20 protein-coding genes are annotated in these 24,181 nt (G+C 67.3%); 14 read left to right on the plus strand and 6 right to left on the minus strand.

Translation table 11 applies throughout. The features are described from left to right. Positions 1–59: 59 nt before the first annotated feature. Complete coding sequence (locus FVF75_RS05895; protein ID WP_148377019.1) at positions 60–992, minus strand: dihydrodipicolinate synthase family protein; 933 nt, start codon at positions 990–992, stop codon at positions 60–62. A 174-nt stretch (positions 993–1,166) separates the two neighbouring features. Further along, complete coding sequence (locus FVF75_RS05900) at positions 1,167–1,877, minus strand: GntR family transcriptional regulator (protein WP_148377020.1); 711 nt, start codon at positions 1,875–1,877, stop codon at positions 1,167–1,169. A 137-nt stretch (positions 1,878–2,014) separates the two neighbouring features. Here FVF75_RS05900 and FVF75_RS05905 point away from each other — a divergent pair, with 137 nt between their 5' ends. The 11 genes from FVF75_RS05905 to FVF75_RS05955 all read left to right on the plus strand — a co-directional run bounded on the left by FVF75_RS05905 (position 2,015) and on the right by FVF75_RS05955 (position 15,562). Next, positions 2,015–3,262, plus strand: coding sequence for an NAD(P)/FAD-dependent oxidoreductase (locus FVF75_RS05905; protein ID WP_148377021.1), 1,248 nt, complete (start codon positions 2,015–2,017; stop codon positions 3,260–3,262). Continuing rightward, positions 3,259–4,260: a 4-hydroxyproline epimerase gene (locus tag FVF75_RS05910; protein ID WP_148377022.1), complete on the plus strand. Its 1,002-nt coding sequence runs from the start codon at positions 3,259–3,261 to the stop codon at positions 4,258–4,260. Before FVF75_RS05905 ends, FVF75_RS05910 begins: the two co-directional genes overlap by 4 nt. A gap of 24 nt (positions 4,261–4,284) precedes the next feature. Continuing rightward, the gene (locus FVF75_RS05915) at positions 4,285–4,848 is read left to right on the plus strand and encodes a hypothetical protein (RefSeq protein ID WP_217353126.1); all 564 of its coding nucleotides are present in this window, start codon (positions 4,285–4,287) and stop codon (positions 4,846–4,848) included. A 62-nt stretch (positions 4,849–4,910) separates the two neighbouring features. Next, the gene (locus FVF75_RS05920) at positions 4,911–5,903 is read left to right on the plus strand and encodes a sugar ABC transporter substrate-binding protein (RefSeq protein WP_148377023.1); all 993 of its coding nucleotides are present in this window, start codon (positions 4,911–4,913) and stop codon (positions 5,901–5,903) included. A 66-nt stretch (positions 5,904–5,969) separates the two neighbouring features. After that, on the plus strand, positions 5,970–7,505 hold the full coding sequence (locus FVF75_RS05925; protein ID WP_148377024.1) for a sugar ABC transporter ATP-binding protein: 1,536 nt from the start codon (positions 5,970–5,972) through the stop codon (positions 7,503–7,505). Next, a complete protein-coding gene (locus tag FVF75_RS05930) occupies positions 7,502–8,476 on the plus strand; it encodes an ABC transporter permease (RefSeq protein WP_217353127.1) in 975 nt (324 codons plus the stop codon). The genes FVF75_RS05925 and FVF75_RS05930 overlap by 4 nt, the downstream gene beginning before the upstream one ends. 98 nt (positions 8,477–8,574) lie before the next feature. Further along, positions 8,575–10,644, plus strand: coding sequence for a hydantoinase/oxoprolinase family protein (locus FVF75_RS05935; protein WP_148377025.1), 2,070 nt, complete (start codon positions 8,575–8,577; stop codon positions 10,642–10,644). Between the two features lie 3 nt (positions 10,645–10,647). Continuing rightward, positions 10,648–12,315: a hydantoinase B/oxoprolinase family protein gene (locus FVF75_RS05940; protein WP_148377026.1), complete on the plus strand. Its 1,668-nt coding sequence runs from the start codon at positions 10,648–10,650 to the stop codon at positions 12,313–12,315. Positions 12,316–12,399: 84 nt separating this feature from the next. Next, positions 12,400–13,911 (plus strand): aldehyde dehydrogenase (NADP(+)), encoded by a 1,512-nt coding sequence (locus FVF75_RS05945; protein ID WP_148377027.1) that lies wholly within the window; start codon positions 12,400–12,402, stop codon positions 13,909–13,911. Beyond that, a complete protein-coding gene (locus FVF75_RS05950; RefSeq protein ID WP_222861197.1) occupies positions 13,908–15,209 on the plus strand; it encodes an ArgE/DapE family deacylase in 1,302 nt (433 codons plus the stop codon). Before FVF75_RS05945 ends, FVF75_RS05950 begins: the two co-directional genes overlap by 4 nt. A 2-nt stretch (positions 15,210–15,211) precedes the next feature. Then, entirely contained in the window at positions 15,212–15,562 is a 351-nt protein-coding gene (locus tag FVF75_RS05955) for a RidA family protein (protein ID WP_148377028.1), read from the plus strand. On the opposite strand, the gene murJ is transcribed toward FVF75_RS05955, so the two are convergent. The 3 genes from murJ to FVF75_RS05970 are packed head-to-tail and all read right to left on the minus strand — an operon-like array spanning position 15,559 to position 21,057. Next, positions 15,559–17,097, minus strand: a complete 1,539-nt coding sequence (murJ, locus tag FVF75_RS05960) for a murein biosynthesis integral membrane protein MurJ (protein WP_148377029.1) — start codon at positions 17,095–17,097, stop codon at positions 15,559–15,561. The genes FVF75_RS05955 and murJ overlap by 4 nt on opposite strands. Continuing rightward, positions 17,097–19,886 (minus strand): [protein-PII] uridylyltransferase, encoded by a 2,790-nt coding sequence (locus FVF75_RS05965; RefSeq protein WP_148377030.1) that lies wholly within the window; start codon positions 19,884–19,886, stop codon positions 17,097–17,099. The genes murJ and FVF75_RS05965 overlap by 1 nt, the downstream gene beginning before the upstream one ends. Next, a complete protein-coding gene (locus FVF75_RS05970; protein WP_148377031.1) occupies positions 19,873–21,057 on the minus strand; it encodes a penicillin-binding protein activator in 1,185 nt (394 codons plus the stop codon). The genes FVF75_RS05965 and FVF75_RS05970 overlap by 14 nt, the downstream gene beginning before the upstream one ends. Positions 21,058–21,153: 96 nt before the next feature. Between FVF75_RS05970 and rsmI the strand changes: the two genes are divergently transcribed. The 3 genes from rsmI to gshB are packed head-to-tail and all read left to right on the plus strand — an operon-like array spanning position 21,154 to position 23,364. Next, positions 21,154–22,008: a 16S rRNA (cytidine(1402)-2'-O)-methyltransferase gene (gene rsmI / locus FVF75_RS05975; protein ID WP_148377032.1), complete on the plus strand. Its 855-nt coding sequence runs from the start codon at positions 21,154–21,156 to the stop codon at positions 22,006–22,008. Then, complete coding sequence (locus FVF75_RS05980; RefSeq protein ID WP_148377033.1) at positions 22,005–22,355, plus strand: YraN family protein; 351 nt, start codon at positions 22,005–22,007, stop codon at positions 22,353–22,355. Before rsmI ends, FVF75_RS05980 begins: the two co-directional genes overlap by 4 nt. 58 nt (positions 22,356–22,413) lie before the next feature. Next, positions 22,414–23,364: a glutathione synthase gene (gshB, locus tag FVF75_RS05985; RefSeq protein ID WP_148377034.1), complete on the plus strand. Its 951-nt coding sequence runs from the start codon at positions 22,414–22,416 to the stop codon at positions 23,362–23,364. 338 nt (positions 23,365–23,702) lie between these two features. Here the strand turns inward: gshB and FVF75_RS05990 are convergent, their stop codons facing one another. Beyond that, positions 23,703–23,897: a hypothetical protein gene (locus FVF75_RS05990; RefSeq protein ID WP_148377035.1), complete on the minus strand. Its 195-nt coding sequence runs from the start codon at positions 23,895–23,897 to the stop codon at positions 23,703–23,705. Between the last annotated feature and the right edge of the window lie 284 nt (positions 23,898–24,181).

Here is a 24,181-nt window from a genome sequence, read left to right on the forward strand (position 1 = left end):
TGAAAAACCGGCGCCCCGAAACCTCGGAGCGCCGGACGTGTCGTGTTGCAATGGCCGGGTCAGGCCGCCCAGTCGGCATACCAGCGTTTGAACTGGTCATACTGCTCTTCGACATGGGCGCGCTGCGCGTCGCTCAGCATGTCGGTCTCGTTGAAGTGCAGCCGGTATTCCTCGTCGCCGTTCAGCACCATCAGGTACTTGTAAAACAGCACCAGGTCGACGCCCTCGTCGAACTTGGACAGCACCATCATCGCCTCTTCCAGCTCGCGCGCACGGCGGCGAGCCTCGACATCGCCTGCGGCGGCCTTGCGCGACAGCTCGACCAGGTGCAGCACCGGCCCCGGCAGCGCGTTGCCGATGCCGGTGATCGCCCCGCCCGCGCCGCAGTTGACAAAGCTGTGATAGACCTGCGTGTCGACCCCGACCATCAGGGTCAGCTTGTCGTTGCCCGAGGTGATGTGCTCGCCGGCATAGCTCTGGTCCTCGGCCCCGCCGAACTCCTTGAAGCCGATCAGGTTGGGATAGGCGGCGTGCAGTTCGAAGAACAGGTCGGCGCGGGTTCTGAACCCGTAATGCGGGCTGTTGTAGATCACGGCCGGCAGACCCTTGCCCGCGTCGAGGATCGCCATGAAATGCGCCTTCTGCGCGGCGGGGGAGCTGCCCCGCGACAACACGCGTGGAATGACCATGAGGCCATCGGCTCCGACCTCGGCGGCATGGGCGGCATGGGCCACCGCGACGCGGGTGTTGACCGCGCCGGTGCCGACCACCGTGGGCACGCCCGCCTCGACCAGGCGGCGCACGCCCTCCATGCGCTCGTCATCGGTCAGGAGCGGCCAGTCGCCCATCGACCCGCAATAGACCACCGCGCTCATGCCGGCCTCGATCAATTCCTTGCCCTTCTTCACGAGCGCGTCGAAGTCCGGTTTGCGCTCGTCCGTGCACGGGGTCATCAGCGCGGGAATGCAGCCTTTGAAGATATCGCTGGTCATCGTCAGTCCTTTCAATCGCCGGATACGGGCGCAGACGGCCCGGCCCGGCTGGCACAATCATTGGGTGATGGGTGGATACCATTGTGTCGACGCTCTGTCGACATAAAATATTTTCGCACGAACACCGCTCGCGCTGAGGTCGATCGCGGCCGCAAGGCGGTGACGCGCCGGGCCTCAGAGCTCGAGGTCGAGGTTGGGTCTTCGGTCGGCGGAAATGTAGGATCGGATCTGCCCGACGATCTGGTCGGCATGCGCCACCGCCAGCGCATCGGCCCGCGCCACGTCACCGGCCTCGATCGCCGCGATCATGTCTTCGTGCTCGGTCACGTATTGCCGGGGCAGCGCGTCGTTGAACGAGGAATAGTACAGCCGCAGGATGCGCTGGCCCTCGTCCAGCAGCCGGGTGAACAGGTCGGTGAAGTACTTGTTGCCGCCCGCCCTGGCGATGGCGACGTGGAACTCGCGGTTGGTCGCGATCATGTCGAGCGGCGCGCGCGCCGCGACGCTGCGGGCGAATTCGGCCTGAAGTTTGCGGATTTTCTCAATATCCTCGGCGCTCCGGTTCAACGCCGCCTCGCGGGTCGTCACCCGGTACATCAGCGTCAGCGCGTCGAAAAAGGACGACAGGTTGAGAAAATCGATCTGCGACACGATCGTCGCGCGGTTGGTCAGCGTGGTGATGAGGTTCTCGGCCGCCAGCCGCACCAGCGCCTCGCGAATCGGCGTGCGCGACAGCGAGAAGCGTTCGGCCAGCTGCGCCTCGTCGATCGGCGTGCCCGGCGCCAGCTTGAGGTCGATGATCTCGCGCCGCAGGGTGTCGTAGACCAGCGTCACCCCCGACCCGCGCTTGCGCCCGCCCGCCTCGGTCTCAGCCCCGTTTTTCATATTTCCGTCCGATCCGTTTCACGAAGTCGTGTGGAGTATCGCGCAATCCCGACGAAGGTTCAAAACGTATTTTTATTGTCGACACAACAAATGCAAGTTGGTATGCAACGACTCTATCTCGCGTGGGAGGGTGGCATATGCGCATCGGCATCGTAGGGGCAGGGGTGATCGGCGTGACCGTCGCACATGCTCTCGTGCGCGATGGGCATGAGGTTCGTATCTTCGACGAGGGCGGCATCGCCAGCGGCGCGTCGGGCGGCAATGCCGGCGCATTCGCGTTCTCCGACATCATCCCGCTGGCCACCCCGGGCATCCTGCGCCAGGCCCCGAAATGGCTGTTCGATCCGCTGGGTCCGCTGTCGATCCGCCCCGGTTACGCCGCGCAGATCCTGCCCTGGTTGATGCGCTTTGCCCGCGCCTCGATGCCCGACCGCTACGCAGCGGCCCGCGACGCGCAGGCCGCGCTGATGCGCCTGTCGCAGGCGGCGCTGGACCGGTTGCTGGCGGGCGTCGACGGCGAACACCTGATCCGCCGCGAAGGCCAGTTGCAGATCTATGACACCGTCGCCCAGTTCCGGGCCAGCCAACCCGGCTGGCGTGAGCGTGAGGCCGCAGGCATCCGTTTCGACCGGCTGACCTCGCACGATGCGATCTGCGAGATCCAGCCCGGCCTGTCCGAGCGGTTCACCCAGGCCGTGTTCACCCCCGACTGGATCAACACCACCGACCCGAAGCTCTGGGTCGAACACATCGCCGCCGACCTGACCCGTCACGGCGGCGAGGTGCAGCGCGCCGCGGTGCGCCGTATCCGCCCGGACGAGGGCGCGATGATCCTCGAGACCGACGATGGCCCGGCGCGGTTCGACCGCGTGGTGCTGGCCGCCGGTGCGCAGTGCGGCGCGCTGCTCGGCCCCCTCGGCGTCAAGCTGCCGCTCGAGACCGAGCGCGGCTACAACACCACCCTTCCCGCCGGCGCGTTCGACATCCGCACCCATGTCAGCTTTGCCGCGCATGGCTTCGTGGTCACCCGGATCGGCGACGGCGTGCGCGTCGGCGGCGCGGTCGAACTGGGCGGGCTGAACCTGCCGCCCAACATGAAGCGGGCCGAGGCGCTGCTGGCCAAGGCCAAGGACTTCCTGCCGGACCTCGACACCGAAGGCGGCACGCAATGGATGGGCTTTCGCCCCTCGATGCCCGACAGCCTGCCGGTGATCGGCGCGGCCCCCGGCCACCCCGGCCTGATGCTGGCCTTCGGGCATGGGCACCTGGGCCTGACCCAATCCGCCGGCACCGCCGAACTGGCCGCCGACCTGATCGCGGGCCGCACCCCGTCCATCGACCCCGCCCCCTACCGGCCCGGCCGGTTCCTGCGAGGACAGCCATGACCAACCACACCTTCACCTGCATCGACGGCCACACCTGCGGCAACCCGGTCCGGCTGGTCGCCGGCGGCGGCCCGCGCCTTGAGGGCGGCAACATGATCGAGAAGCGGGCGCATTTCCTGGCCGAATTCGACTGGGTGCGCACCGGCCTGATGTTCGAACCGCGCGGCCATGACATGATGTCGGGCTCGATCCTCTATCCGCCGACGCGCGACGATTGCGATGTTGCGGTGCTGTTCATCGAAACCTCTGGCTGCCTGCCGATGTGCGGCCACGGCACCATCGGCACCGTCACGATGGCGATCGAGAACGGCCTCGTCACGCCGCGCACGCCGGGCCAGTTGAAGCTCGACACCCCCGCCGGCGTGGTGACGGTGGCGTATCGGCAGGAGGGGCGCTTCGTCGAGGAGGTCCGCCTCACCAACGTGCCCGCGTTCCTGCATTCCGAGGGGCTGAGCGCCGAGGTGCCCGGCCTTGGCGAGATCACCGTCGACGTGGCCTATGGCGGCAATTTCTATGCCATCGTCGAGCCGCAGGCCGCCTTTGCCGACATGGCCGATTTCACCGCTGGCGAGCTGGTCGGCTTCAGCCCGAAACTGCGCGCCGCCCTCAACGCCAAGTATGATTTCATCCATCCCGAGACCCCGGCGATCAACGGTCTCAGCCACATCCTGTGGACCGGCGCGCCGCGCCACCCCGAGGCCACCGCCCGCAACGCCGTGTTCTACGGCGACAAGGCCATCGACCGCTCGCCCTGCGGCACCGGCACCTCGGCGCGCATGGCCCAATGGGCGGCGCAGGGCCGCCTGAACGTGGGCGACGACTTTGTCCACGAGAGCATCATCGGCAGCCTGTTTCACGGCCGCGTCGAGGCTGCCGCCCGCGTCGGCGACCGCGATGCCATCATCCCCTCGGTTGGTGGTTGGGCGCGGCAGACCGGCTTCAACACCATCTTCATCGACGACCGTGACCCCTATGCCCACGGCTTCGTCGTCACCTGACCCATGCACGGAAGAGCGGACCAGATGAACACCGACCAGCCCTTCGACATGGCCCGGATCACCGCGATCCTCGCCGCCCCCGACAGCGCCGTCCACCTGTTCGCCTATCTGCGCGAGGGGCTGAAACGCGACGTGGGGTCCGACCTGACCACGGCTTCGGTCTTTGACCTCGGTGCGATGCGGGGCAGGCGCGTGTTCACCGACAACGCCGCCGCCTACCCGGTCGGCAATTTCAAGCGCCTCGACCGCAACCGCTTTTACGACACGGTGATCGAGAGCGGTCAGGTCTTTGCCACCACCCGGATCGAGGAGATCGCCGAGGTATTTTTCGACTGGGAAAAGATCCAGGGCCTCGGCTTTGGCTCGAACCTCAACCTGCCGGCCATCGCCGACGGTCAGGTGATCGGCACCGTCAACCTTCTGGCGCCCACGGGGCACTACACCGCCGCGCGCATCGCCGCCGCGCTGGCCTGGCAGCCGGTCGCCACGCTTTGTTTCCTGCTGCTTCTGCGCGGCAACCCCGAAACCGACAGTTTCATCGGTCAGGTCGCGGCACCCGCCGCCGGCCCGGTCATGGAAGGCGCATAGGACAGGACAGCCCAGGCGCCAGGAACCACCCAACCGCATTCGTCCAACGAGGAGAAACGACGATGAAAAAGACACTGAAACTCGCCGCGATGGCGACGCTGCTGACCCCGCTCGGCGCGCTCGCACAGGATGACACGATCAACATTGCCTACCTGGCGTCCTCCAGCCAGAACGGCTTCAACCAGTCGATCTTCGACGGCATCCAGCGTGCCGCGGCGGAATACGACAACGTCAAGGTCGAGATCTTCGACGGCGAGTTTTCGGCCCCCGTGCAGTTCACGCAGGTCGAAGACCTCGTGGCCGGCGGCCGTTTCGACGCGATGATCGTGACGCCCAACGACACCGTGGGCATCGCCACCGCGCTCGAGGATGCCACCGCCGCCGGCGTCAAGGTCGCCGCGACTCTGTTCCCGATCGGTCCCGACCTCGGTGACATGCAGCCGCAGATCGAAGGTCTTGTCACGACCGTCGCCACCGCCCCCGCGATCGGCGCGCGGCTTCAGGCCGAAGCGGTCGTCGATTTCTGCGCCGACAAGGACCCCTGCAACGTGGTCATCATGATCGGCCAGCTTGTGTTCCCGTTCGACAATGTCCGCTACGACGCCTACCGCGAAGTGCTCGACACCCATGCCAATATCAAGGTGGTGGCCACCGGCGAAGGCAACTACAGCCCCGACACCTCGCTGACCGCGATGCAGGACATCCTGCAAGCCAACCCGGATATCGACGTGGTGCTGTCGAATGCCGACCAGCACCTGATGGGTGTGGAAATCGCGCTGACTGACGCCGGGCTGGACCTTGACGAGATCTACCTGATGGGCGGTGGCCTCAACCAGATCGCGGTCGACGCGATCCGTTCCGGTGCCTGGGATGCCACCCTGGCCGCCGCACCCCGCTCGATGGGCGAGGCCGCGCTGCACGCGATGGTCGCCGCGCTGAACGGTGAAGAGGTCGAACCCTGGATCGACGAATCCAAGCTCGGCAGCTCGCCGGCCATCGTCACCACCGACTGGCTGGTCGAGAACCCCGACTTCGAAGCCGAGTGGCAGGGCTGATCAGACCCCTCTGGCCGGCGCGTCCGCGCGCCGGCACCCCCGACCCAATCAGGCGAAAGGACGGCCATGACCCCGACCGACATCGCTGTTCGCGTTGAAGGCGTTGCCAAGAGCTTCGGCAACACCCGCATCCTGAACGACATCACGATTGATTTTCATGCAGGCTCGGTGCACGCGCTGGTCGGCGAAAACGGCGCCGGCAAGTCGAGCGTCGGCAAGATCATCGGCGGCTATTATTCCGCCGACGAGGGCACGGTCGAAATATTCGGCGACCGGGTGACCAAGTTTTCGCCGCGCGACGCGCTCATGCGCGGGGTGGCGATGATCCACCAGGAGCTTCAGCTCGTCCCCGAACTCACCGTGCTGCAGAACGTCTTTCTCGGGCTGGAAACGCAGCGCGCGGGCGTCCTGCTCAAGGGCGACCTGACCCGGTTCTATGAGCTTGAGAAAACCTGCCAGTTCGGTCTCGATCCGAACGCCAGGGTGGCACGGCTGCGGATCGCGGAGCGCCAGAAAGTCGAAATCATGCGCGCCGTGGCCCGCGAGGCGCGCATCATCATCATGGACGAGCCGACATCGTCGCTGACCGAGGACGAGGCCGACCGGCTGCACGCCCTGATCGCCCGGCTCAAGGCCCAGGGCACCACGATCATCTACGTCAGCCACTTCCTCGACCATATCATCGCCAACTGCGACCGGGTGACGGTGATGCGCGACGGGCAGGTGATCCGCACCGACCCGATCGCCGGCGAGACCAAGCAATCGCTGGTCGATTCGATGCTGGGCAAGGCCTCCGAGATCATCTGGCCCGAGCTTCCACCGCCGCCGCCCGCCGACACGCCGCCGGTTGCCGAGTTGCGCAATGTCTACACCCAGACCGGGCTGAAGGACATTTCGCTCACCATCCGACCCGGAGAGGTGGTCGGGCTGATCGGCCTGGTCGGGTCCGGGCGCACCGAGATCGGCCATGCCCTGTTCGGCGCCGACCGCATCCTGTCGGGCAGCTACCTGCTCGAAGGCGAGGTGCAGACCGGGTTGACCATCCACAAGGCGGTGAAACGCGGCGTGGCGCTGGTGCCCGAGGACCGGCGCAAGCAGGGGCTTGTCCTGACCCAGACCACCCGGCCCAACGTCAGCCTCGCCACCCTCGACAACATCGCGGGCCTTGGCATCCTCAAGCCCCGCGCCGAACGCCAGCGGGTGCGCCGGATGGTCGAGCATTTCGGCATCACCCCGGGCCGCGTCGACGGCGAGGTCGCCTATTACTCCGGCGGCAACCAGCAAAAGGTGCTGTTGTCGAAATGGGCGGTGGAGCGCCCGAAACTCCTGATCCTCGACGAGCCCAGCCGCGGCGTCGACATCGGCGCGCGCCAGCGCATTCACGAGTTCATCGTCGAGATGGCCGCCTCCGGCGTCGGCATCCTGCTGATTTCGTCCGAGATCGAGGAAGTCATCAACCTGTCGCATCGCGGCTACCTGATGAGCGAGGGCCGCATCTTTGCCGAAGAGAACAGCGCCGATCTGGGCGTGGAACAGGCGCTGAACCGCATCTTCCACCAGCAAAGCGCAAACGAGACCAGCGAAAAAGGGGTCAACGCATGACCGATATGAATATGCCCGGCAAGATCGCGCCCCGCATCACCGGCGCGAGAATAGGCCATTTCGCCCAGCAATACGGCGTTCTGATCATCATCGTCGCCTTGCTGATCGGGCTGAGTTTTGCCTCCGACAGCTTCTTCACCGCCCGCAACCTGCTCAACATCCTCAACCAGTCGGCCCCGCTGGCGATCATCGCCTGTGCGCTGACGCTGGTGATCATCGGCGGCGGGTTCGATCTGTCGACCGGCGCGATCTTCGGGGTCGCCTCGGTCTCGGCGGGCTGGCTCGCGGTCAACGTCGACCCTTATCTGGCGATCATCGCGGGGCCGATGATCGGCCTCGTCCTGGGCGCGATCAACGGCATCATCATCACCGGCTTCGGGGTGCATTCGTTCCTCGTGACGCTGGCCACCAGCCTGGTCTATCGCGGCATCGCCATCCTGATCACCGGCGGCGCGCTGATCCCGGTGCGCATTGCCGAGTTCTCGTGGCTGGGGCGCGAGCGGATCGGCATGGTCAACGTCGCGGTGATCGTGTTCCTGCTGTTCATGCTGCTGATGATGTTCCTGCTCAACCGCACCACCTTCGGGCGCAAGGTCTTTGCCGTCGGCGGCAACGAAGAGGCGGCGCTTCTGTCGGGCGTCCGCACCAACCTGGTCAAGATCATGACCTTCTGCCTGACCGGCGGCGCGGCCGGTCTGGCGGGGGTGATCGCGGTGTCGCGCATCTCGATGGCCGAACCGCAGGCCGGCGCCGGCATGGAGCTTGAGGCGATCGCGGCGGTGATCCTGGGCGGCACCTCGATCATGGGCGGCTCGGGCGCGGTGTGGCGGTCGGTGTCCGGCGTGTTGCTGATCGCGCTGATCGGCAACGGCTTCAACATCCTCAACGTCAACCCGTTCTTCAAGGATCTGACCACCGGCGTGATCATCGTGATCGCGGTGGCGCTTGCCGCCTCGGCCTCGCGCCGCTGACCGGCACCTGAACATCCGCGCGGGTCCTGGTGCCCGCGCGCCCTCTCACCCACAACCGGCGGCATCGCCCGCTGGCCCCGACCTGCGAAAGGCTTGTCATGGCTGAAACCATCACCCGGGTGTCGACCGATGTCGGCGGCACCTTCACCGACCTCGTCTATTTCGAAACCGATGCCGCCACCGGCATCCAGACCGTGCGCACTGCCAAGTCCGACACCACCCCGCCGGATTTCGAGAAAGGCGTGCTGAACGTGCTCGATGTCGGCAAGGTCGATGTCGGCAAGGTCGATATGTTCGCCCATGGCACCACCGTCGTGATCAACGCCCTGACCGAGCGCAAGGGCGCCAAGGTCGGGCTGATCACCACCCGTGGCTTTCGCGACTCGATCGAGATCGGGCGCGGCAACCGCCCCGATTTCTTCAACCTGATGTATAAGAAGCCGCCCCCCTTCGTGCCGCGCTACCTGCGCCACGAGGTCGGGGGCCGGATGGATTACCAGGGCAACGAGGTTGCGCCGCTGGACCTTTCCACGCTGGACGAAACCCTGGCGCTGTTTCGCGAAGAAGGGGTCGAGGCGGTGGCGATCTGCCTCTTGCACGCCTATGCCAACACCGACCACGAGGTCGCGCTGGCCGAGGCGGTCAAGGCGCGCTGGCCCGAGGTCACCGTGGTCGCCTCGCACCAGATCACCCGCGAATGGCGCGAATACGAGCGCACCAACACCACCATCCTGTCGGCCTACGTGCAGCCCAAGGCGCAGCGTTACCTCGAAAAGCTCGAAGCGGGTATGACCGAGAAGGGCTACAAGGGCCAGCTCTTCATCATGCAGTCCAACTGCGGCGTCGACTCGCTGGAGGCGACCAAGGCGGTGCCGATCACCATGGTCGAAAGCGGCCCCGCCTCGGGTTTCTGGGGGGCGGCGGAACTGGGCCGGATCATCGGCGAGCCGAACATCCTGGCGCTGGACATCGGCGGCACCACCGCGAAATGCTCGCTGATCGAGAACGGGCAGGCGGCAGTCAAGACCGACTACTGGATCGAGCGCAACGCGCGCTCGGCGGGCTATCCGATCATGGTGCCGGTGATCGACCTGGTCGAGATCGGCAACGGCGGCGGCTCGATCGCCTGGGTTGACGATTTCGGCAAGATGCACGTCGGCCCGCAATCGGCGGGCGCCATGCCCGGCCCTGTCGCCTATGGGCGCGGCGGCACCGAGGTCACGACCACCGACGCCAACCTGGCGCTGGGCCGGATCAACAAGGACTACTTCTGCGGCGGCACCGTCGAGGCCGACACCGAGGCGCTCGACTCCGCGCTGGCCAAACTGGCCGACAAGCTGGAGGTGTCGCCCGTCGAGGCCGCCCGCGGCATCGTGCGCATCGCCAACTCCAACATGGTCAACGCGCTCAAGCTGGTGTCGGTCAACCGCGGCTATGACCCGCGCGACTTCACCCTGGTGGTGTTCGGCGGCGGCGGCCCGATGCACGGCGTCGCGCTGGGCCGCGAACTGGGCGTCAAGAAGGTGGTGGTGCCGCGCGGCGCGCCGGTGTTCTCGGCCTGGGGCATGATGATGTCGGACCTGCGCCGCGACTACTTCGTCACCCGCCTGCAGGATGCCGACGATGCAAAAAGCCTCGACGACCTGCTCAACCACACCATGGAACTGGCGCGCGACGAGTTCGCCCGCGAGGGCATCGCGCGCGACGCGGTGACCCTAGTGCCGCAGATCCGCTGCCGCTACCAGAACCAGGAATTCGGCGTCGAGGTGCAGATCCCCGCCGGTCCCGTGACCGAGGACACGGTGCGCGACATGATCGCCCAGTTCCACGTCAACTATGAGCGCGAATACACCTACACGCTGGATGCCGCGGTCGAGGTCACCGGCATCCACCTGATCGCCTCCAGCGAGGTCGGCAAGCTCGAGATCGTGCCGCTGCCGAAAACCGGCGCGACGCTGGCCGATGCCACCAAGGGCAGGCGCATGGTCGACTATGCCACCGAGGGCAGCCACGAGGCCGACGTCTATGACGGCGACCGGCTGGAGCCCGGCATGACCTTCGACGGCCCGGCGATCATCGAGGACGCGGGCACCACCGTCGTCGTGCATCCGGGCAATCACGTCAGCATTGACGACTTCGGCAACATCCACATCGAAATCCGGGGCTGAACCATGACCACGCAAGACCAGATCACATACGATCCCGTCACCTTCGACATCATCCAGAACGCGCTTCAGGCGGTGGCGGACGAGATGTTCGTGGCGCAGCGCAAGACCTCGATGAGCGCGATCATCTACGAGGTGCTCGACCTGTCGACCTCGATCCTCGACCCCAACGGCGAGATCGCCGCGGTGGGCGCGGGCATCCCTGCCTTCATCGGCGTGCTCGACAAGGCGATCCACGGCATCCTCGAGAAATTCCCGCTCGACACGATCCGCCCCGGCGACCTATATGCCACCAACGATCCCTATTACGGCGGCGTCACCCATCTCAACGACATGGTGCTGGCCGCGCCGGTGTTTTCCGAGGGGCGGCTGATCGCCTGGGTCTCCAACATCGCCCACTGGAACGACGTGGGCGGCATGGTGCCCGGCTCGATGTCGTCGGATGCCACCGAGATCTTCCAGGAAGGCGTGCGCATCCCGGCGGTCAAGCTGTTCGAGGAAGGGCGCGAGAACAAGGCGGTGTTCGATATCCTCTATGTCAACACGCGCCTGCCCGACTTTCTGCGCGGCGACCTCTGGGCCGGCATCGCCGGGCTTCGGATCGGCGAGCGGCGCATCCTCGAGCTGGTGAAGAAATACGGCACCGACACCTTCGAGGCCGCCGTAACGGCCTTCATGGAGCATGGCGAACGCCGGGCGCGGGCCGCGCTCAAGGCGATGCCCAAGGGCACCTATACCTATGAGGAAGAACAGGACACCGGCCAGATCCACAAGGTCGCGCTGACCATCACGCCGGACGAGTTCATCGTCGATCTGTGCGACAACCCGGCCCAGGCCGGATCGTCCAACTCGTCGCGCGAGGGCACCGAGATCGCGGCACAGCTTGCCTTCAAGTCCTTCACCGACCAGGACGCGCCGGGCAACGGCGGCTTTTTCCGCCCCCTGACCGTCAAGACCAGGCCCGGCACCATCTTCCACGTCGAGGAGCCGGGCGCGCTGGGCTATTACTCCGAGGTGGAAATCCGCCTGTTCGACCTTTTGCTGCGCGCCTTTGCGCATCATTTCCCCGGAGTCGTTCCGGCCGGCAACTTCGCCTCGATCTGCGGCACCGTGGTCGGCGGCCCGCACCCCGAGACCGGACGCCACTACACCATCGTGGAACCGCAGGTGGGCGGCTGGGGCGCATGGCAGGGCAATGACGGACCCTCGGGCCAGTTCTCGGGCTTTCACGGCGAAACCTTCAACTGCCCCGCCGAGGTGGCCGAAGCCCGCTATGGCCTGGCCGTCGACCAGGTGGCGCTGAATGCCGAGCCCGGCGGCGAAGGCCAGTGGCGCGGCGGCAAGGGCATCGACGTGCATTACCGGGTGCGCGCCGACAACAACTTCCTGTCGCTGGGCTACACCCGTTCGCGCATCCCGCCCTGGGGCGTCGACGGCGGGCTTGACGGCTCGACCAACTATGTCGAGGTGATCCGCACCGATGGAAACCGCGAACGCTATTCCTTCGCCACCAATGTCGAGGTCAACACCGGCGACGTGATCCGCGTCGTCACCGCCAACGGCGGCGGCTTCGGCGACCCGGCCAAGCGCGCGCCCGAGGACATCGCCCGCGACATCCGCGACGGCTATCTCACGCCGGAGCGCGCGCGCGAGGTCTATGGCTACGACGCCTGATCCGGCGCAACCCGATGACAGACCCGCCCGCCGCAGCCCCGCGGCGGGCGGTGACATGACACACCCCCCGAACAGGAGGCGACAATGACCTACACTCCCCACGGCAAACACCTCATCGCCGGCGCCCGCGTGGCTGGCGACGACCACTTCACCTCGGCCCCGGTCGACGGCGCGGCGCAGCGCTTCAGCGCAGGCTCGCCGGCGCTGGTCGACCGCGCCGTGAAGGCGGCGGAAGACGCCTTCGCCAGCTACGGCCACACCGACACCGAAACCCGCGCCAGCTTTCTCGAGGCCATCGCCGACGAGATCGAGGCGCGCGGCGCCGACCTGACCGCCATCGGCAGCGCCGAGACCGGCCTGCCCGCCGCAAGGCTCGAGGGCGAGCGCGGGCGCACCACCGGACAGCTTCGCATGTTCGCGGGCCACATCCGCAAGGGCGACTACCTCGACCGGCGCCACGATCCGGCCCAGCCCGACCGTCAGCCCGCGCCGCGCCCCGACCTCAAGCTGGTGCAGCGCCCCTTGGGGCCGGTGGCGGTGTTCGGCGCATCGAACTTCCCGCTGGCCTTCTCGACCGCCGGCGGCGACACCGCCTCGGCGCTGGCCGCTGGTTGCCCGGTGGTGGTCAAGGGCCACGAGGCCCATCCCGGCACCGCCGAACTGGTGGCCGAGGCGATCACGGCGGCAGCGGCCAAGTGCGACCTGCACCCGGGCGTGTTCTCGCTGGTGCATGGCGGATCGCTTGCGGTCGGCAAGGCGCTGGTCGAACACCCGCTGATCCGGGCGGTGGGCTTTACCGGCTCGCTGCGCGGCGGGCGGGCGCTGTTCGATCTCTGCGCCGCCCGGCCCGAGCCGATCCCGTTCTTCGGCGAGCTTGGCTCGATCAACCCGATGTTCCTTCTGCCCGCCGCCACCGAGGCCCGCGCCGCCGCGCTGGGCGAGGGCTGGGCCGGGTCGCTGACGATGGGCGCGGGGCAGTTCTGCACCAATCCCGGCGTCGCCATCGTGCTCGATGGGGCAGGGGCCGACGCCTTCACCGAGGCCACCGCCGCCGCGCTGGCGGGGATCGACGCGCAGACCATGCTGACCGACGGCATCGCCGATGCCTACCGCGCGGGCCGTGATGCGGTGGTGTCGCATGGCGCGGTCAACGAGGTGCTGTCGAAAACCTGCCAGGGCCGCAGCGCCGCGCCGTCGCTGTTCGTGACCACCGGCGCCGAATGGCTGGCGCACCCCGACCTCAGCCACGAGGTGTTCGGCCCCCTCGGCATCATCGTGCGCGCCGCCGACATGGACGAGATGAGGCGCATCGCCGCCGCACTGGCCGGTCAGCTTACCGCCACCCTGCACATGGACGAGACCGACACCGACCATGCCCGCGCACTGGTGCCGGTGCTGGAGCGCAAGGCCGGGCGGCTTCTGGTCAACGGCTTTCCCACCGGGGTCGAGGTCTGTGACGCGATGGTGCATGGCGGGCCATACCCGGCCACCACCTTCGCCGGCACCTCGGTCGGGACCATGGCGATCCGGCGTTTCCTGCGCCCGGTCAGCTACCAGAACTTCCCCGATGCGCTGCTGCCCGGAGAGCTGCGGTGAGCATACCGGGCCGCGACGACCTGGCCGCGCAGCTTGACGCGCGGCTGGGTGAACTGCACGGCGAACAGATCGACTGGCTGGCGAAACTGGTTTCGTTCGACAGCACGCGCGGCAACGAGGGCCCGTGCCAGGATTGGCTGGCAGACGAGTTCGCCCGGCGCGGCTGGTCGGTCGACGCCTTCACCATCGCCGAGGTCGATATCGACGGAAAACCCGGCGCTTCGCCGGTGGTGGATGTGGACTACGCCAAGGCAAAGATCGTCGTCGCCACCCATGACGTTGAAAACCCCGGCGGGCGCAGCCTGATCTTGCAGGGCCATATCGACGTGGTGCCGCCCGGCGCGCCCGAACTGTGGGCGCATCCGCCGTTCGAGCCGCAGGTCCGCGACGGCTGGATGTCCGGGCGCGGCACCAACGACATGAAGGTCGGCGTGGCCGAGATGGTATTCGCGCTGGATGCGCTGCGGGATCTCGGCTTCGTGCCGGATGCGCGGGTGCATGTGCAGACGGTCTGCGAGGAGGAATGCACCGGCAACGGCGCGCTGGCGACGCTGGAACGCGGCTACCACGCCGAGGCCTGCCTGATCCCCGAAAGCATGGACGGCAAGCTCCTGCGCGCCGAGCTTGGTTCGGTCTGGGTGCGCGCGCGGGTGTTCGGGCGGCCCGGCCATGTGCTGGCCACGGTCGACGACAACGCCAACGCGAACCTTGCCGCCTATGAATACGTCACCGACCTGCGCGCGCTGACCGCCGAGATCAACGAAGGCGCGCGCGATCATCCCTGGTTCGGCCATATCGACAACCCGGTGAAGTTCAGCCTGGGCAAGATCCGGGGCGGCGACTGGCTGGGCTCGGTGCCGTCCTGGTGCGAGATCGAGTGCCGGATTTCCGTTTTGCCCGGCACGCCCCTGCCCGAGATGCGTGCGGAAGTGACCGCGTGTATCATGCAGACCGCCCGGCGCAGCGGTGCGCCCATCGAGCCGGTGATCAGCTGGATCGGCTTTCAGGCCGATGGCCACGTGTTCGAACCGGGCAGCGATGCCGAGGCGGTGCTGGCGGCGGCCCACGAGGCGGTGCATGGCACCCCGCTCGAGACCTTCAGCCAGACCGCCACCTCGGACACACGGCAATACGACCTCTATTACGGCATCCCGACCTTGTGCTATGGCGGCCACGGCGAAGGCAGCCATTCCCCGCAGGAACGAACCGATCTCGCCTCGATGCGGGACACCACCAGGACCATCGCGCTGTTCATCTCCGAATGGTGCGGCTTGCGTCCGATTGAAAAGGAGACCTGAAAATGACCATCACACGTTTCGAACCCGGCGCCCGGATGAGCCAGGCCGTTGTCCACGGCGACACCATCTACCTCGCCGGCCAGGTCGGCACCGAAGGTGCGGACATCGCCGAGCAGACCCGCAGCGCGCTGGCCAAGGTCGACCGCATCCTGGCCGATCTGGGCAGCAGCAAGTCGCACATCCTGCAGGTCACCATCTGGCTGGCCGACATGGCCGATTTCGCGGCGATGAACGCGGTCTACGATGCCTGGATCGACCCGGAAAACCCGCCCGCGCGCGCCTGTGGCGAATCGCGGCTGGCGACGCCGGGCTATACCTTCGAGGTGATCGTGGTCGCGGCCAAGGGCGACTAACGCCGAAACGCGTCGCGGAAATCCGACATCCGGAAGGCGTGAAGGGCATGGCCAAGCCCGAAGTAGCTGGCCATGCCCGCAACCACCAGGATCAGCAGCGCCAGCGCATTGCCGCCCGCCGTGCCAAAGAGCGTGCCCAAGGGCAGCGCCAGCCCCCAGATCACCCCGCCCATCAGCCAGGACGCCAGCCCGATGCGCCAGAACCGCTTCCAGAAGCGGGCGTCGAAGCGCGTGGTCTCGCCCATCCGCCAGGTGCCGATCCACAGCATCGCCACCATCCCCCAGCCCGCCAGCGTGGTGCCGAAGGCCGCGGCGATATAGCCGATGAGCGGCGCCAGCCCCACCGCCACGCCGGCGTTGATCGCCAGCGACCCCAGCGCGAAATAGAACGGCGTGCGGGTGTTTTCGCGCGCGAAATAGGCCGGTTGCAGCACCTTTTGCAGCACGAAGGCGGGCAGGCCCAGGCCATAGATCTGCACCGCCAGCGCGGTGGCGGCGGCGTCGTCGGCGGTGAAGGCGCCGCGCTGGAACAGCACCGTCACCAGCGGCATCGGAATGACGATCAGCGCCACCGAGGCGGGCACCGTCAGCGCCAGCGCCATTTCCCCGGCGCGCGACAGCGAATGCCGCCCGCCGCCTTCGTCGCCCGCCCGCAGGCGGCGTGACAGGTCGGGCAGAAGCACCACGCCGATGGCGATGCCGACCACGCCCAGCGGCAGTTGATACAGGCGGTCGGCATAGCTCAGCCAGGCGATCGCGCCGTCGAAGAAGCTCGCCACCTGCCGCCCGATCAACAGGTTGACCTGCACCACGCCACCGGCCAGCGCAGCCGGCAGGGCGATGATCGCCAGCCGTTTCAACTCCGGCGTCATGCGCGGGCGGCGCGGGATCAGGCGATACCCGGCGCGCGAGGCCGCAACCCACACCAGCGCCATCTGCGCCACCCCCGCGATGGGCACCGACCAGGCCAGCGTCAGCCCCATGTCCCAGCCCAGCCAGGCCCCTGCCGTCAGCGCCGTGATGAAGATCACGTTCAAGAGCACCGGCGCGGCGGCGGCGGCGGTAAAGCGCCCGGTGGCGTTCAGCACGCCCGACAGAAGGGCCGCCAGCGAGATGAACAGAATGTAGGGAAACGCGATCCGGCCATAGAGCACCGCCAGCCCGAAGCGCTCATCCTCCAGAAACCCCGAGGCCATCGCCAGGACCAGCACCGGCATGAACACCTGCGCAACGAGGGTAAAGACGATCAGGATCGTGGTCAGCCCGGTAAAGGCGTCGCGGGCGAATTCGTGCGCGCCGGTGCCCGCCTCGACCCGTTTGGCGAACATCGGGATGAACGCCATGTTGAACGCGCCCTCGGCGAAAAAGCGGCGGAACATGTTGGGCAATGAGAACGCGATCAGGAACGCCTCGGCCACCGGGCCCGCCCCCAGGGTGGCCGCGATCGCGATGTCGCGCACGAAGCCCAGCAGCCGCGACGCCATCGTCCAGCCGCCCACCGTCAGAAAACCGCGCACCAGGCGAACCCCGGCCATCAGGCGGTCGCCCGTTCGACGCCGGTCTCGATCGCTTCGCGCAGCTTGCGCTCCAGCGTCTTCTGCTTGGCCTCGCTGTGAAACTTCAACCCGAACATGTCCTTGACGTAGAAGGTATCGACCACCTGTTCGCCATAGGTCGCGATCACCGCCGAGGCAATATAGACGTTGGCATTGGCCAGCGTCCGGGTCAGGTCATACAGCAGGCCGGGGCGGTCGCGGGTGTCGACCTCGATGATCGTGTAGATCTCCGAGCCTTCGTTGTCGAAGGTGATGTTGGTCGCCACCCTGAAGGCGCGTTCGCGTTTCCTGATGCTGTCGCGGTCCCGGCTCTGGATCGCCTCGCGCGCGATCACCTCGCCCTTGAGGGTGCGCTCGATCATGTTGCGCAACCGGCCCAGCCGCGCCTCCTCGTAGGGGTGGCCATGGTGGTCCTGCACCCAGAACACCGCCGTGGCATAGCCGTCCTTCGAGGTATAGGTGCGCGCGTCGACCACGTTGGCGCCCACCAGCGCCAGCGCGCCCGCGAGGCGCGAGAAGATGCCGGGGTGATCGGCCAGCGCGAACGCCGCGCGGGTGGCGTCGCGGTCGGGGTCCTGGGTCAGGTCGATGCGCACCTCGTCGTCGGCGATGCCGCGCAGGAGGTTGGCGAAAACCACGTGTTCGGCCAGCGACATGCCCTGCCAATAGGGGTCGTAATGGCGCGCGGTCTCGCGCCGCAGCGCCTTGCGGTCCCAGTCTTCCAGCGCCGCGCGCAGGGCCTGGCGCGCCTTGTCGGCCCGCGCGCCCGTCGACAGCGCCTCGATCCCGTCCTCCAGCGCGATCTTGGTCTGCGCGTAAAGCTCGCGCAGCAGCATCGCTTTCCAGTTGTTCCAGGTGTTCGGCCCGACCCCGCGAATATCGCAGACCGTCAGCACCAACAGCAGGTCCAGCCGCTTTTTCGACCCTACCGCCTTGGCAAAGCCGCGCACCGTGCGCGGGTCCGACAGGTCGCGTTTCTGCGCCACGTCGGACATGAGCAGGTGATAGCGCACCAGCCATTCGACGGTTTCGACATCGGCCTTCGACAGCCCCAGCCGCCGGGCCACGCCGCGCGCCAGCCGCGCGCCGAGGATGGAATGATCCTCGTTCCGGCCCTTGCCGATGTCATGGCACAGCAGCGCGACATACAGCACCTTGCGGTTCACACCCTCCTTGAGGATGCGCGAGGAGAACGGCAGGTCTTCGACCCGCTCGCCGCGCTCGATCTCGGCCAGGGCGGCGATGCACTGGATGGTGTGCTCGTCGACCGTGTAGCTGTGATACATGTTGAACTGCATCATCGCCACGATCGGCTCGAACTCGGGGATGAAGGCGGCCAGCACGCCCAGCTCGTTCATCCGCCGCAGCGCGCGTTCCGGGTTGCCGTGTTTCAACAAGAGGTCGAGGAAGATCCGCGTCGCCTCCTTGTCGGCGCGCATCTCGTCGTCGATCAGGTCGATATTCGCCACCACCAGCCGCATCGCGTCCGGGTGGATCAGCAGCCCGGTGCGCAGGCCCTCCTCGAAGATGCGCAACAGGTTCAGCTTGTCGGACAGGAATTTCCTTTGGCTGGTGTAGGTCATGCGGCCCTGAACCACCTTGAAGCCGTCGCGCAGCTTGCGCCGGCGCTTGAACAGGCCCGCAAGGCGCGGCGCGGTGCGCATATGCGCGGCCTCGAGCTGGCTGAGGAAGATCCGCGTGAGTTCCCCCACGGCCGTGGCCTCGCGGAAATAGTCTTGCATGAAATGCTCGACCCCGCGCCGCCCGCCCTTGTCGGCATAGCCCAACCGGTCCGCCACCTCGACCTGAAGGTCGAAGGTCAACTGGTCCATCGCCCGCCCGGTGATCAGGTGAAGCTGGCAGCGCACCGCCCACAGGAACTCGTCGGCGGTGCGAAAGGTCTCGTATTCCTCGGGCCGGAACATCCTTAGCCGGGCAAGGTCGGCGGCGCGTTCGACCCGGTGCAGGTATTTGCCGACCCAGAACAGCGTCTGCAGGTCGCGAAGCCCCCCCTTGCCCTCTTTCACGTTGGGTTCGACCACGTAGCGCTGGCCCCCCTGCCGCTCGTGGCGGGCGGCGCGTTCGGCCAGCTTGGCCTCGAGGAACTCGCCCCCCGTGCCCCTGAACAGCTCGGTCCACAGCCGCGCGTTCAACTCGTCGGCCAGGCCCTCGTCGCCGCAGATGAAGCGCTGTTCCAGAAGCGCGGTGCGGATGGTGATGTCGTCACGCCCCAGCCGCAGGCAATCCTCGGTCGAGCGCGCCGAATGCCCGACCTTGAGGCGCAGATCCCACAACATGTAGAGCATCGACTCGATCACGCTCTCGGCCCAGGCGGGCACCTTGTAGGGCACCAGGAACAGCAGATCGACATCCGAGTGCGGCGCCATCTCGAAGCGGCCATAGCCGCCGACCGCAAGCAGTGCCAGGCGCTCGCTGGCGGTCGGGTTGCCGGCGCGGTGCAGGCGGGTGGTGGCGACCTCGAAGACGCTCTGCACCACGCAATCGGTCAGAAAGGCATAGGACCGGATCGCCGGATGCGCCCTGAGCGGGGCCTCGGCCAGCGCCGCGGCAATCGCATCCCGGCCCCGGTCGAGCGCGTCGCGCAGCACCGCGACCGTGGCCGCGCGCAGGGCGGCGGCGTCGCTGTCGTCGCCGGTGCGCGCCTCGATCTCGGCGCGCACCGCGTTTCGGTCGAAAATCGCCTCGGGCGGGCAGATCAGCCCGTCGGGCGCGGCGGGGTCTCGTGGCCCCGGATCAGAATCCGGCACCGGCGAAACTTCTGGGCGCGGGGTCGACCACGACCACTTCCTTGTTCTGGATCTCCGCCACCGCAAGGCCGCGCTCGTTGGTGCCGTCCGCGAGCAGGCGGAACACCCCGTTCACCCCGATGAAGCCTTGGCTCTGGGTCAGGGCGGCGCCGGTCAGCGCATCGGCCTTGCCGGCCTTGACCAGCGCGCCGATCGCCGCGATGCCGTCATAGGCCAGCCCCGCGATCGGGTGCGGGCTTTCGCCGTAAGCGGCGAGGTAGCGGGTGCGGAACTGTTCCGCCAGCCCCGGATCGGGCAGCGCGAACCAGCCGCCTTGCAGGCCGGGCAGGGTGCGTGCCGACAAGGGCACGTCCCAGCGTTGCAGCCCGGCGAACTGGATCTTGGCCGGATCGACACCGTTCTCCGGCAACAGCCCGGCCAGGTAGGGCAGCGCGCCGTCGGTGCCCGAGGTCAGAAAGATCGTCTGCGCCCCGGACGAGCGCACGGCATCCGCGATGTCGCGCACCTTGTTGATCACGCCGGTCTGCGACACCTCGAAGCCGACGACCCCGGCCAGTTCCGCCCCAGGCGTCGACTGGATGGCGCGCAGGATCGAATCGCGCCCCAGCGATTCCGCGGCGTTTTCGCCGTGGACAACGAGGATCTTGCCCTTGCCCTGCAGCGCGGCAAACCGCGTCAGCCGATCGGCGGTGCTCTGGAAGGTGTTGCCCAGGATGAACACGTTGTTGCCCGCGACGCCCGGGTTGTTGGAAAAGGCCAGCACGTTCACACCGCGCGCGGCGGCGGCGATGCCGGCGGTCGCGGCGCTCTGGCTGTAGACCGGGCCGAGGATCACCTTGGCGCCGTCGCCCACCGCTTCGCGCGCAATGGTGCCTGCCTGGGTGGCGTTGCCGGCGGTGTTGTAGACGCGCAGGTCGATGCTGACCCCGTCCAGTTCGGCCATCGCCAGCCGGGCGGCGTTTTCCAGCGCGATCGCCAGCGAATCGTCGGCCGCATTGCCCGACCCGCCGGGCACCAGAAGCGCCACCGGCACCGGCCGCGAGGTGTCGATGCGCGGTCCGCTCGCGTTCATCCCGCCAAGCCCGCCACCGCAGGCCGCGAGCCACAACACCGACAGAAGGGCGACGATCGCCCCTGCGCGCTTGCGGGCAGAGCTGAAAAACGCAAACATACCAAAATCCTTTTGTTCCACGCCGGACAGGGGGCGAGACTCGCCCCTGTAAAGAGGGTTGCACTATAAACGCCACGCTGAACAGGTCTACCCCAGATGCCCGATCCATCCGACCTGGCCGCAGGTCTCTACCTCGTCGCCACCCCGATCGGCAACGCCCGCGACATCACCTTGCGCGCGCTGGATATCCTGGCAAAAGCCGACGTGATCGCGGCGGAAGACACCCGCACCGCGCGCAAGCTGATGGAGATCCACGGCGTCGCACTCGGCAAACGCCCGCTCATCGCCTATCACGATCACTCCGGGCCGAATGGCCGGGCCGGTATCGCCAAGCTGATCGGAGAGGGCAAATCCGTCGCCTATGTCAGCGAAGCCGGAACGCCGCTGGTGGCCGACCCGGGCTTTGCGCTGGCGCGCGAGATCGGCGCGGCCGGGCACATGGTGACGGCGGCGCCGGGGGCTTCGGCGGTCCTGACCGCGCTCAGCCTGTCGGGACTGCCCTCGGACCGGTTCCTGTTCGCGGGCTTCGCGCCGGCGGCGAAATCGGCAAGGCGAAGCTGGCTGCAGGAGCTGCTGGAGGTGCCGGCGACGCTGGTGATCTACGAAAGCCCGCGGCGCGTTAGGGAATTATTTGCTGATTTGTGCGAGATTGGCGCAGGTGACAGACAGGCGGCGGTGTGCCGCGAGCTAACCAAGAAGTTCGAAGAGGTCTTGCGCGGGACCATCGGCGCGCTTCACGATGACCTGGCCGGGCGCGATTTGAAGGGCGAGGTCGTGGTGCTGATCGACCGGGCCAAGGCGGTCACGACGGATGAAACGATGGAGGCCGCGTTGCGCCGCGCGATGGCGGGGATGAGCCTGAAGGATGCCGCGGCAACGGTTGCCGAGGCTTACGGATTGCCGCGCCGCAAGGTCTACCAGGCGGCGCTGGAAATGGAGAAGGATGGATGAGCGGAAAGACCTCGTATCTGGCCGGGATGGCGGCCGAGGACAGTGTCGCGGCGGATTACGCGCGGCGCGGCCACCGGGTTGCGGCCCGGCGCTGGCGCGGCTCGCGCGGTGAGCTTGATCTGGTGCTCGAGGATGGCGACGGGTTCATCGTGGTCGAGGTCAAGAAGGCGCGCGATTTCGCGCGGGCTGCGGCCCGGCTGACCCGGGCGCAGCTTGCCCGCATCTACGGCGCGGCCTCGGAGTTCGCCGCCACCGCGCCAAAGGGCCAACTCACCGATCTGCGCTTTGACGTGGCACTGGTGGACGGGGCCGGGCGGCTGGAAATCCTCGAAAACGCCTGGGCCTGACCATTGCCCTTGCCGCGATCCCGCGCCATGTAGAGGCGACATCAGCCGGGAGACACCCATGAGCCTCAAAGTCGCCATCCAGATGGACCCGATCGGGCCGATCGACATCGACGCCGATTCGAGCTTTCGCATCGCCGAAGAGGCGCAGGCGCGCGGGCATGAGCTGTTTTATTATACGCCCGACCGGCTGTCATACCGCGAGGGCCGCGTGTGCGCGCGCGGCTGGCCGCTGACGGTGCGGCGGGTGCGTGGCGATCACTTCACGCTGGGGGATGAGCAGGAGGTCGACCTGGCCGATTTCGACGTGGTCTGGCTGCGCCAGGACCCGCCGTTCGACATGGGCTATATCACCACCACCCACCTGCTCGACATGATCCACCCGCAGACCATGGTGGTGAACGATCCGTTCTGGGTGCGCAACTACCCCGAAAAACTGCTGGTGCTGCGACTCCCCGACCTGACGCCGCCGACGATGATCGCGCGCGATCTGTCCTCGCTGCGTGCCTTCAAGCATGAACACGGCGACATCATCCTCAAGCCGCTCTATGGCAACGGCGGCGCCGGGGTGTTCCGCCTCGACCCCAATGACCGCAACCTGGCCAGCTTGCACGAGCTGTTCACCGGCATGAACCGTGAGCCGCTGATCGCGCAGAAGTTCCTGCCGGCGGTGGCCAAGGGCGACAAGCGCATCATCCTGGTCGACGGCGAGCCGGTGGGCGCGATCAACCGGGTGCCGGCGGCGGGCGAGACGCGCTCGAACATGCATGTGGGCGGACGACCGGAAAAGATCGGGCTGAGCGAGCGTGACCGCGAGATCTGCGCGGCGATCGGCCCGCTTCTGCGCGAAAAGGGGCAGATCTTCGTCGGCATCGACGTGATCGGCGACTGGCTGACCGAGATCAACCTGACCTCACCGACCGGCATCCAGGAGCTTGAGCGCTTCGACGGGACCAACGTGGCCGAAAAGATCTGGCAGGCGATCGAGGCGCGGCGCCGCAAGCCCGGTTGAGCCGGAGTGGGTCGCGCGCGGATTTCGAGGGGGTGAGAGACATTCGTTCCGGCGGCGCCGTGACCGCGCCGGGCACGGGCCCGGCACGACTTCGATCCGGGCCTGCCTCAGGCGGTGCGCCGACCGGACAGGACGTTTCGGATATCCCGCCCAGCATGATGCCGACGGCCCGCTCGTGACGCCCTGACTCGCGACACCTTTTCGGCGCATGGCTCTATCACGACCAAGCCATTGAAAACCAGCCATGATTGCCGGTTCGCCCCGCTCGAACGCCCGTCCTGTCAGTCACATCGCGCCGACCCTCGCGGGCCGATCCGCGACGCGCCAGGCAGACGATGTCAGCGCGGGAAGCACCGTGATTTGCTGCCGAACCCGGCCGGCGTGCAAATGTAGGACCCGCTGCCGGTCGTGGTGGACGTGCCGGTGGCCTCGGCGGCGGCTTCGGTCGAGAATACGGCAAAGGACGCGAACGTCAGCGCGGCCAGGCCATAGACCATCGCGCGGCCGAGACGCCGTTGAATCGGATGAAACACTGCTCTCTCCTCACTGCGGAACCGCCGTTTGAGAAGGCGACCCTCGTTGATGGTGGAGAAAATGCCTTAAGATCAGGTGAACGGTCAAGCCGACGCGGCAACGGCGGCGAGAGATGTGACACGATAACCACCGCACCGCTGGGCCGGACCCGGTGTTTCGACCCGGAAGGAAAGGAAACTCAACCGCTTGTCAGACCTGGTCTGGCGCAGCCGAGGATGGCGAATTGCCGCCGATCGTGACGACACGCGGCAACACGCACCGCCCGTGCGGTCCGGTCACGAGA

Source organism: Maritimibacter fusiformis, from assembly GCF_008086115.1.
Classification (GTDB): domain Bacteria; phylum Pseudomonadota; class Alphaproteobacteria; order Rhodobacterales; family Rhodobacteraceae; genus Muriiphilus; species Muriiphilus fusiformis.

Bases quoted from the DNA above. Each gene is read 5' to 3' on its own strand.
- gshB (WP_148377034.1), top strand. From the start codon at position 22,414: ATGAGCCTCAAAGTCGCCATCCAGATGGACCCGATCGGGCCGATCGAC.
- FVF75_RS05955 (WP_148377028.1), top strand. From the start codon at position 15,212: ATGACCATCACACGTTTCGAACCCGGCGCCCGGATGAGCCAGGCCGTT.
- FVF75_RS05920 (WP_148377023.1), top strand. From the start codon at position 4,911: ATGAAAAAGACACTGAAACTCGCCGCGATGGCGACGCTGCTGACCCCG.
- FVF75_RS05940 (WP_148377026.1), top strand. From the start codon at position 10,648: ATGACCACGCAAGACCAGATCACATACGATCCCGTCACCTTCGACATC.
- FVF75_RS05970 (WP_148377031.1), bottom strand. From the start codon at position 21,057: ATGTTTGCGTTTTTCAGCTCTGCCCGCAAGCGCGCAGGGGCGATCGTC.
- FVF75_RS05915 (WP_217353126.1), top strand. From the start codon at position 4,285: ATGAACACCGACCAGCCCTTCGACATGGCCCGGATCACCGCGATCCTC.
- FVF75_RS05905 (WP_148377021.1), top strand. From the start codon at position 2,015: ATGCGCATCGGCATCGTAGGGGCAGGGGTGATCGGCGTGACCGTCGCA.
- murJ (WP_148377029.1), bottom strand. From the start codon at position 17,097: ATGGCCGGGGTTCGCCTGGTGCGCGGTTTTCTGACGGTGGGCGGCTGG.
- FVF75_RS05945 (WP_148377027.1), top strand. From the start codon at position 12,400: ATGACCTACACTCCCCACGGCAAACACCTCATCGCCGGCGCCCGCGTG.
- FVF75_RS05980 (WP_148377033.1), top strand. From the start codon at position 22,005: ATGAGCGGAAAGACCTCGTATCTGGCCGGGATGGCGGCCGAGGACAGT.
- FVF75_RS05935 (WP_148377025.1), top strand. From the start codon at position 8,575: ATGGCTGAAACCATCACCCGGGTGTCGACCGATGTCGGCGGCACCTTC.
- FVF75_RS05910 (WP_148377022.1), top strand. From the start codon at position 3,259: ATGACCAACCACACCTTCACCTGCATCGACGGCCACACCTGCGGCAAC.
- FVF75_RS05925 (WP_148377024.1), top strand. From the start codon at position 5,970: ATGACCCCGACCGACATCGCTGTTCGCGTTGAAGGCGTTGCCAAGAGC.
- FVF75_RS05895 (WP_148377019.1), bottom strand. From the start codon at position 992: ATGACCAGCGATATCTTCAAAGGCTGCATTCCCGCGCTGATGACCCCG.
- rsmI (WP_148377032.1), top strand. From the start codon at position 21,154: ATGCCCGATCCATCCGACCTGGCCGCAGGTCTCTACCTCGTCGCCACC.
- FVF75_RS05900 (WP_148377020.1), bottom strand. From the start codon at position 1,877: ATGAAAAACGGGGCTGAGACCGAGGCGGGCGGGCGCAAGCGCGGGTCG.
- FVF75_RS05930 (WP_217353127.1), top strand. From the start codon at position 7,502: ATGACCGATATGAATATGCCCGGCAAGATCGCGCCCCGCATCACCGGC.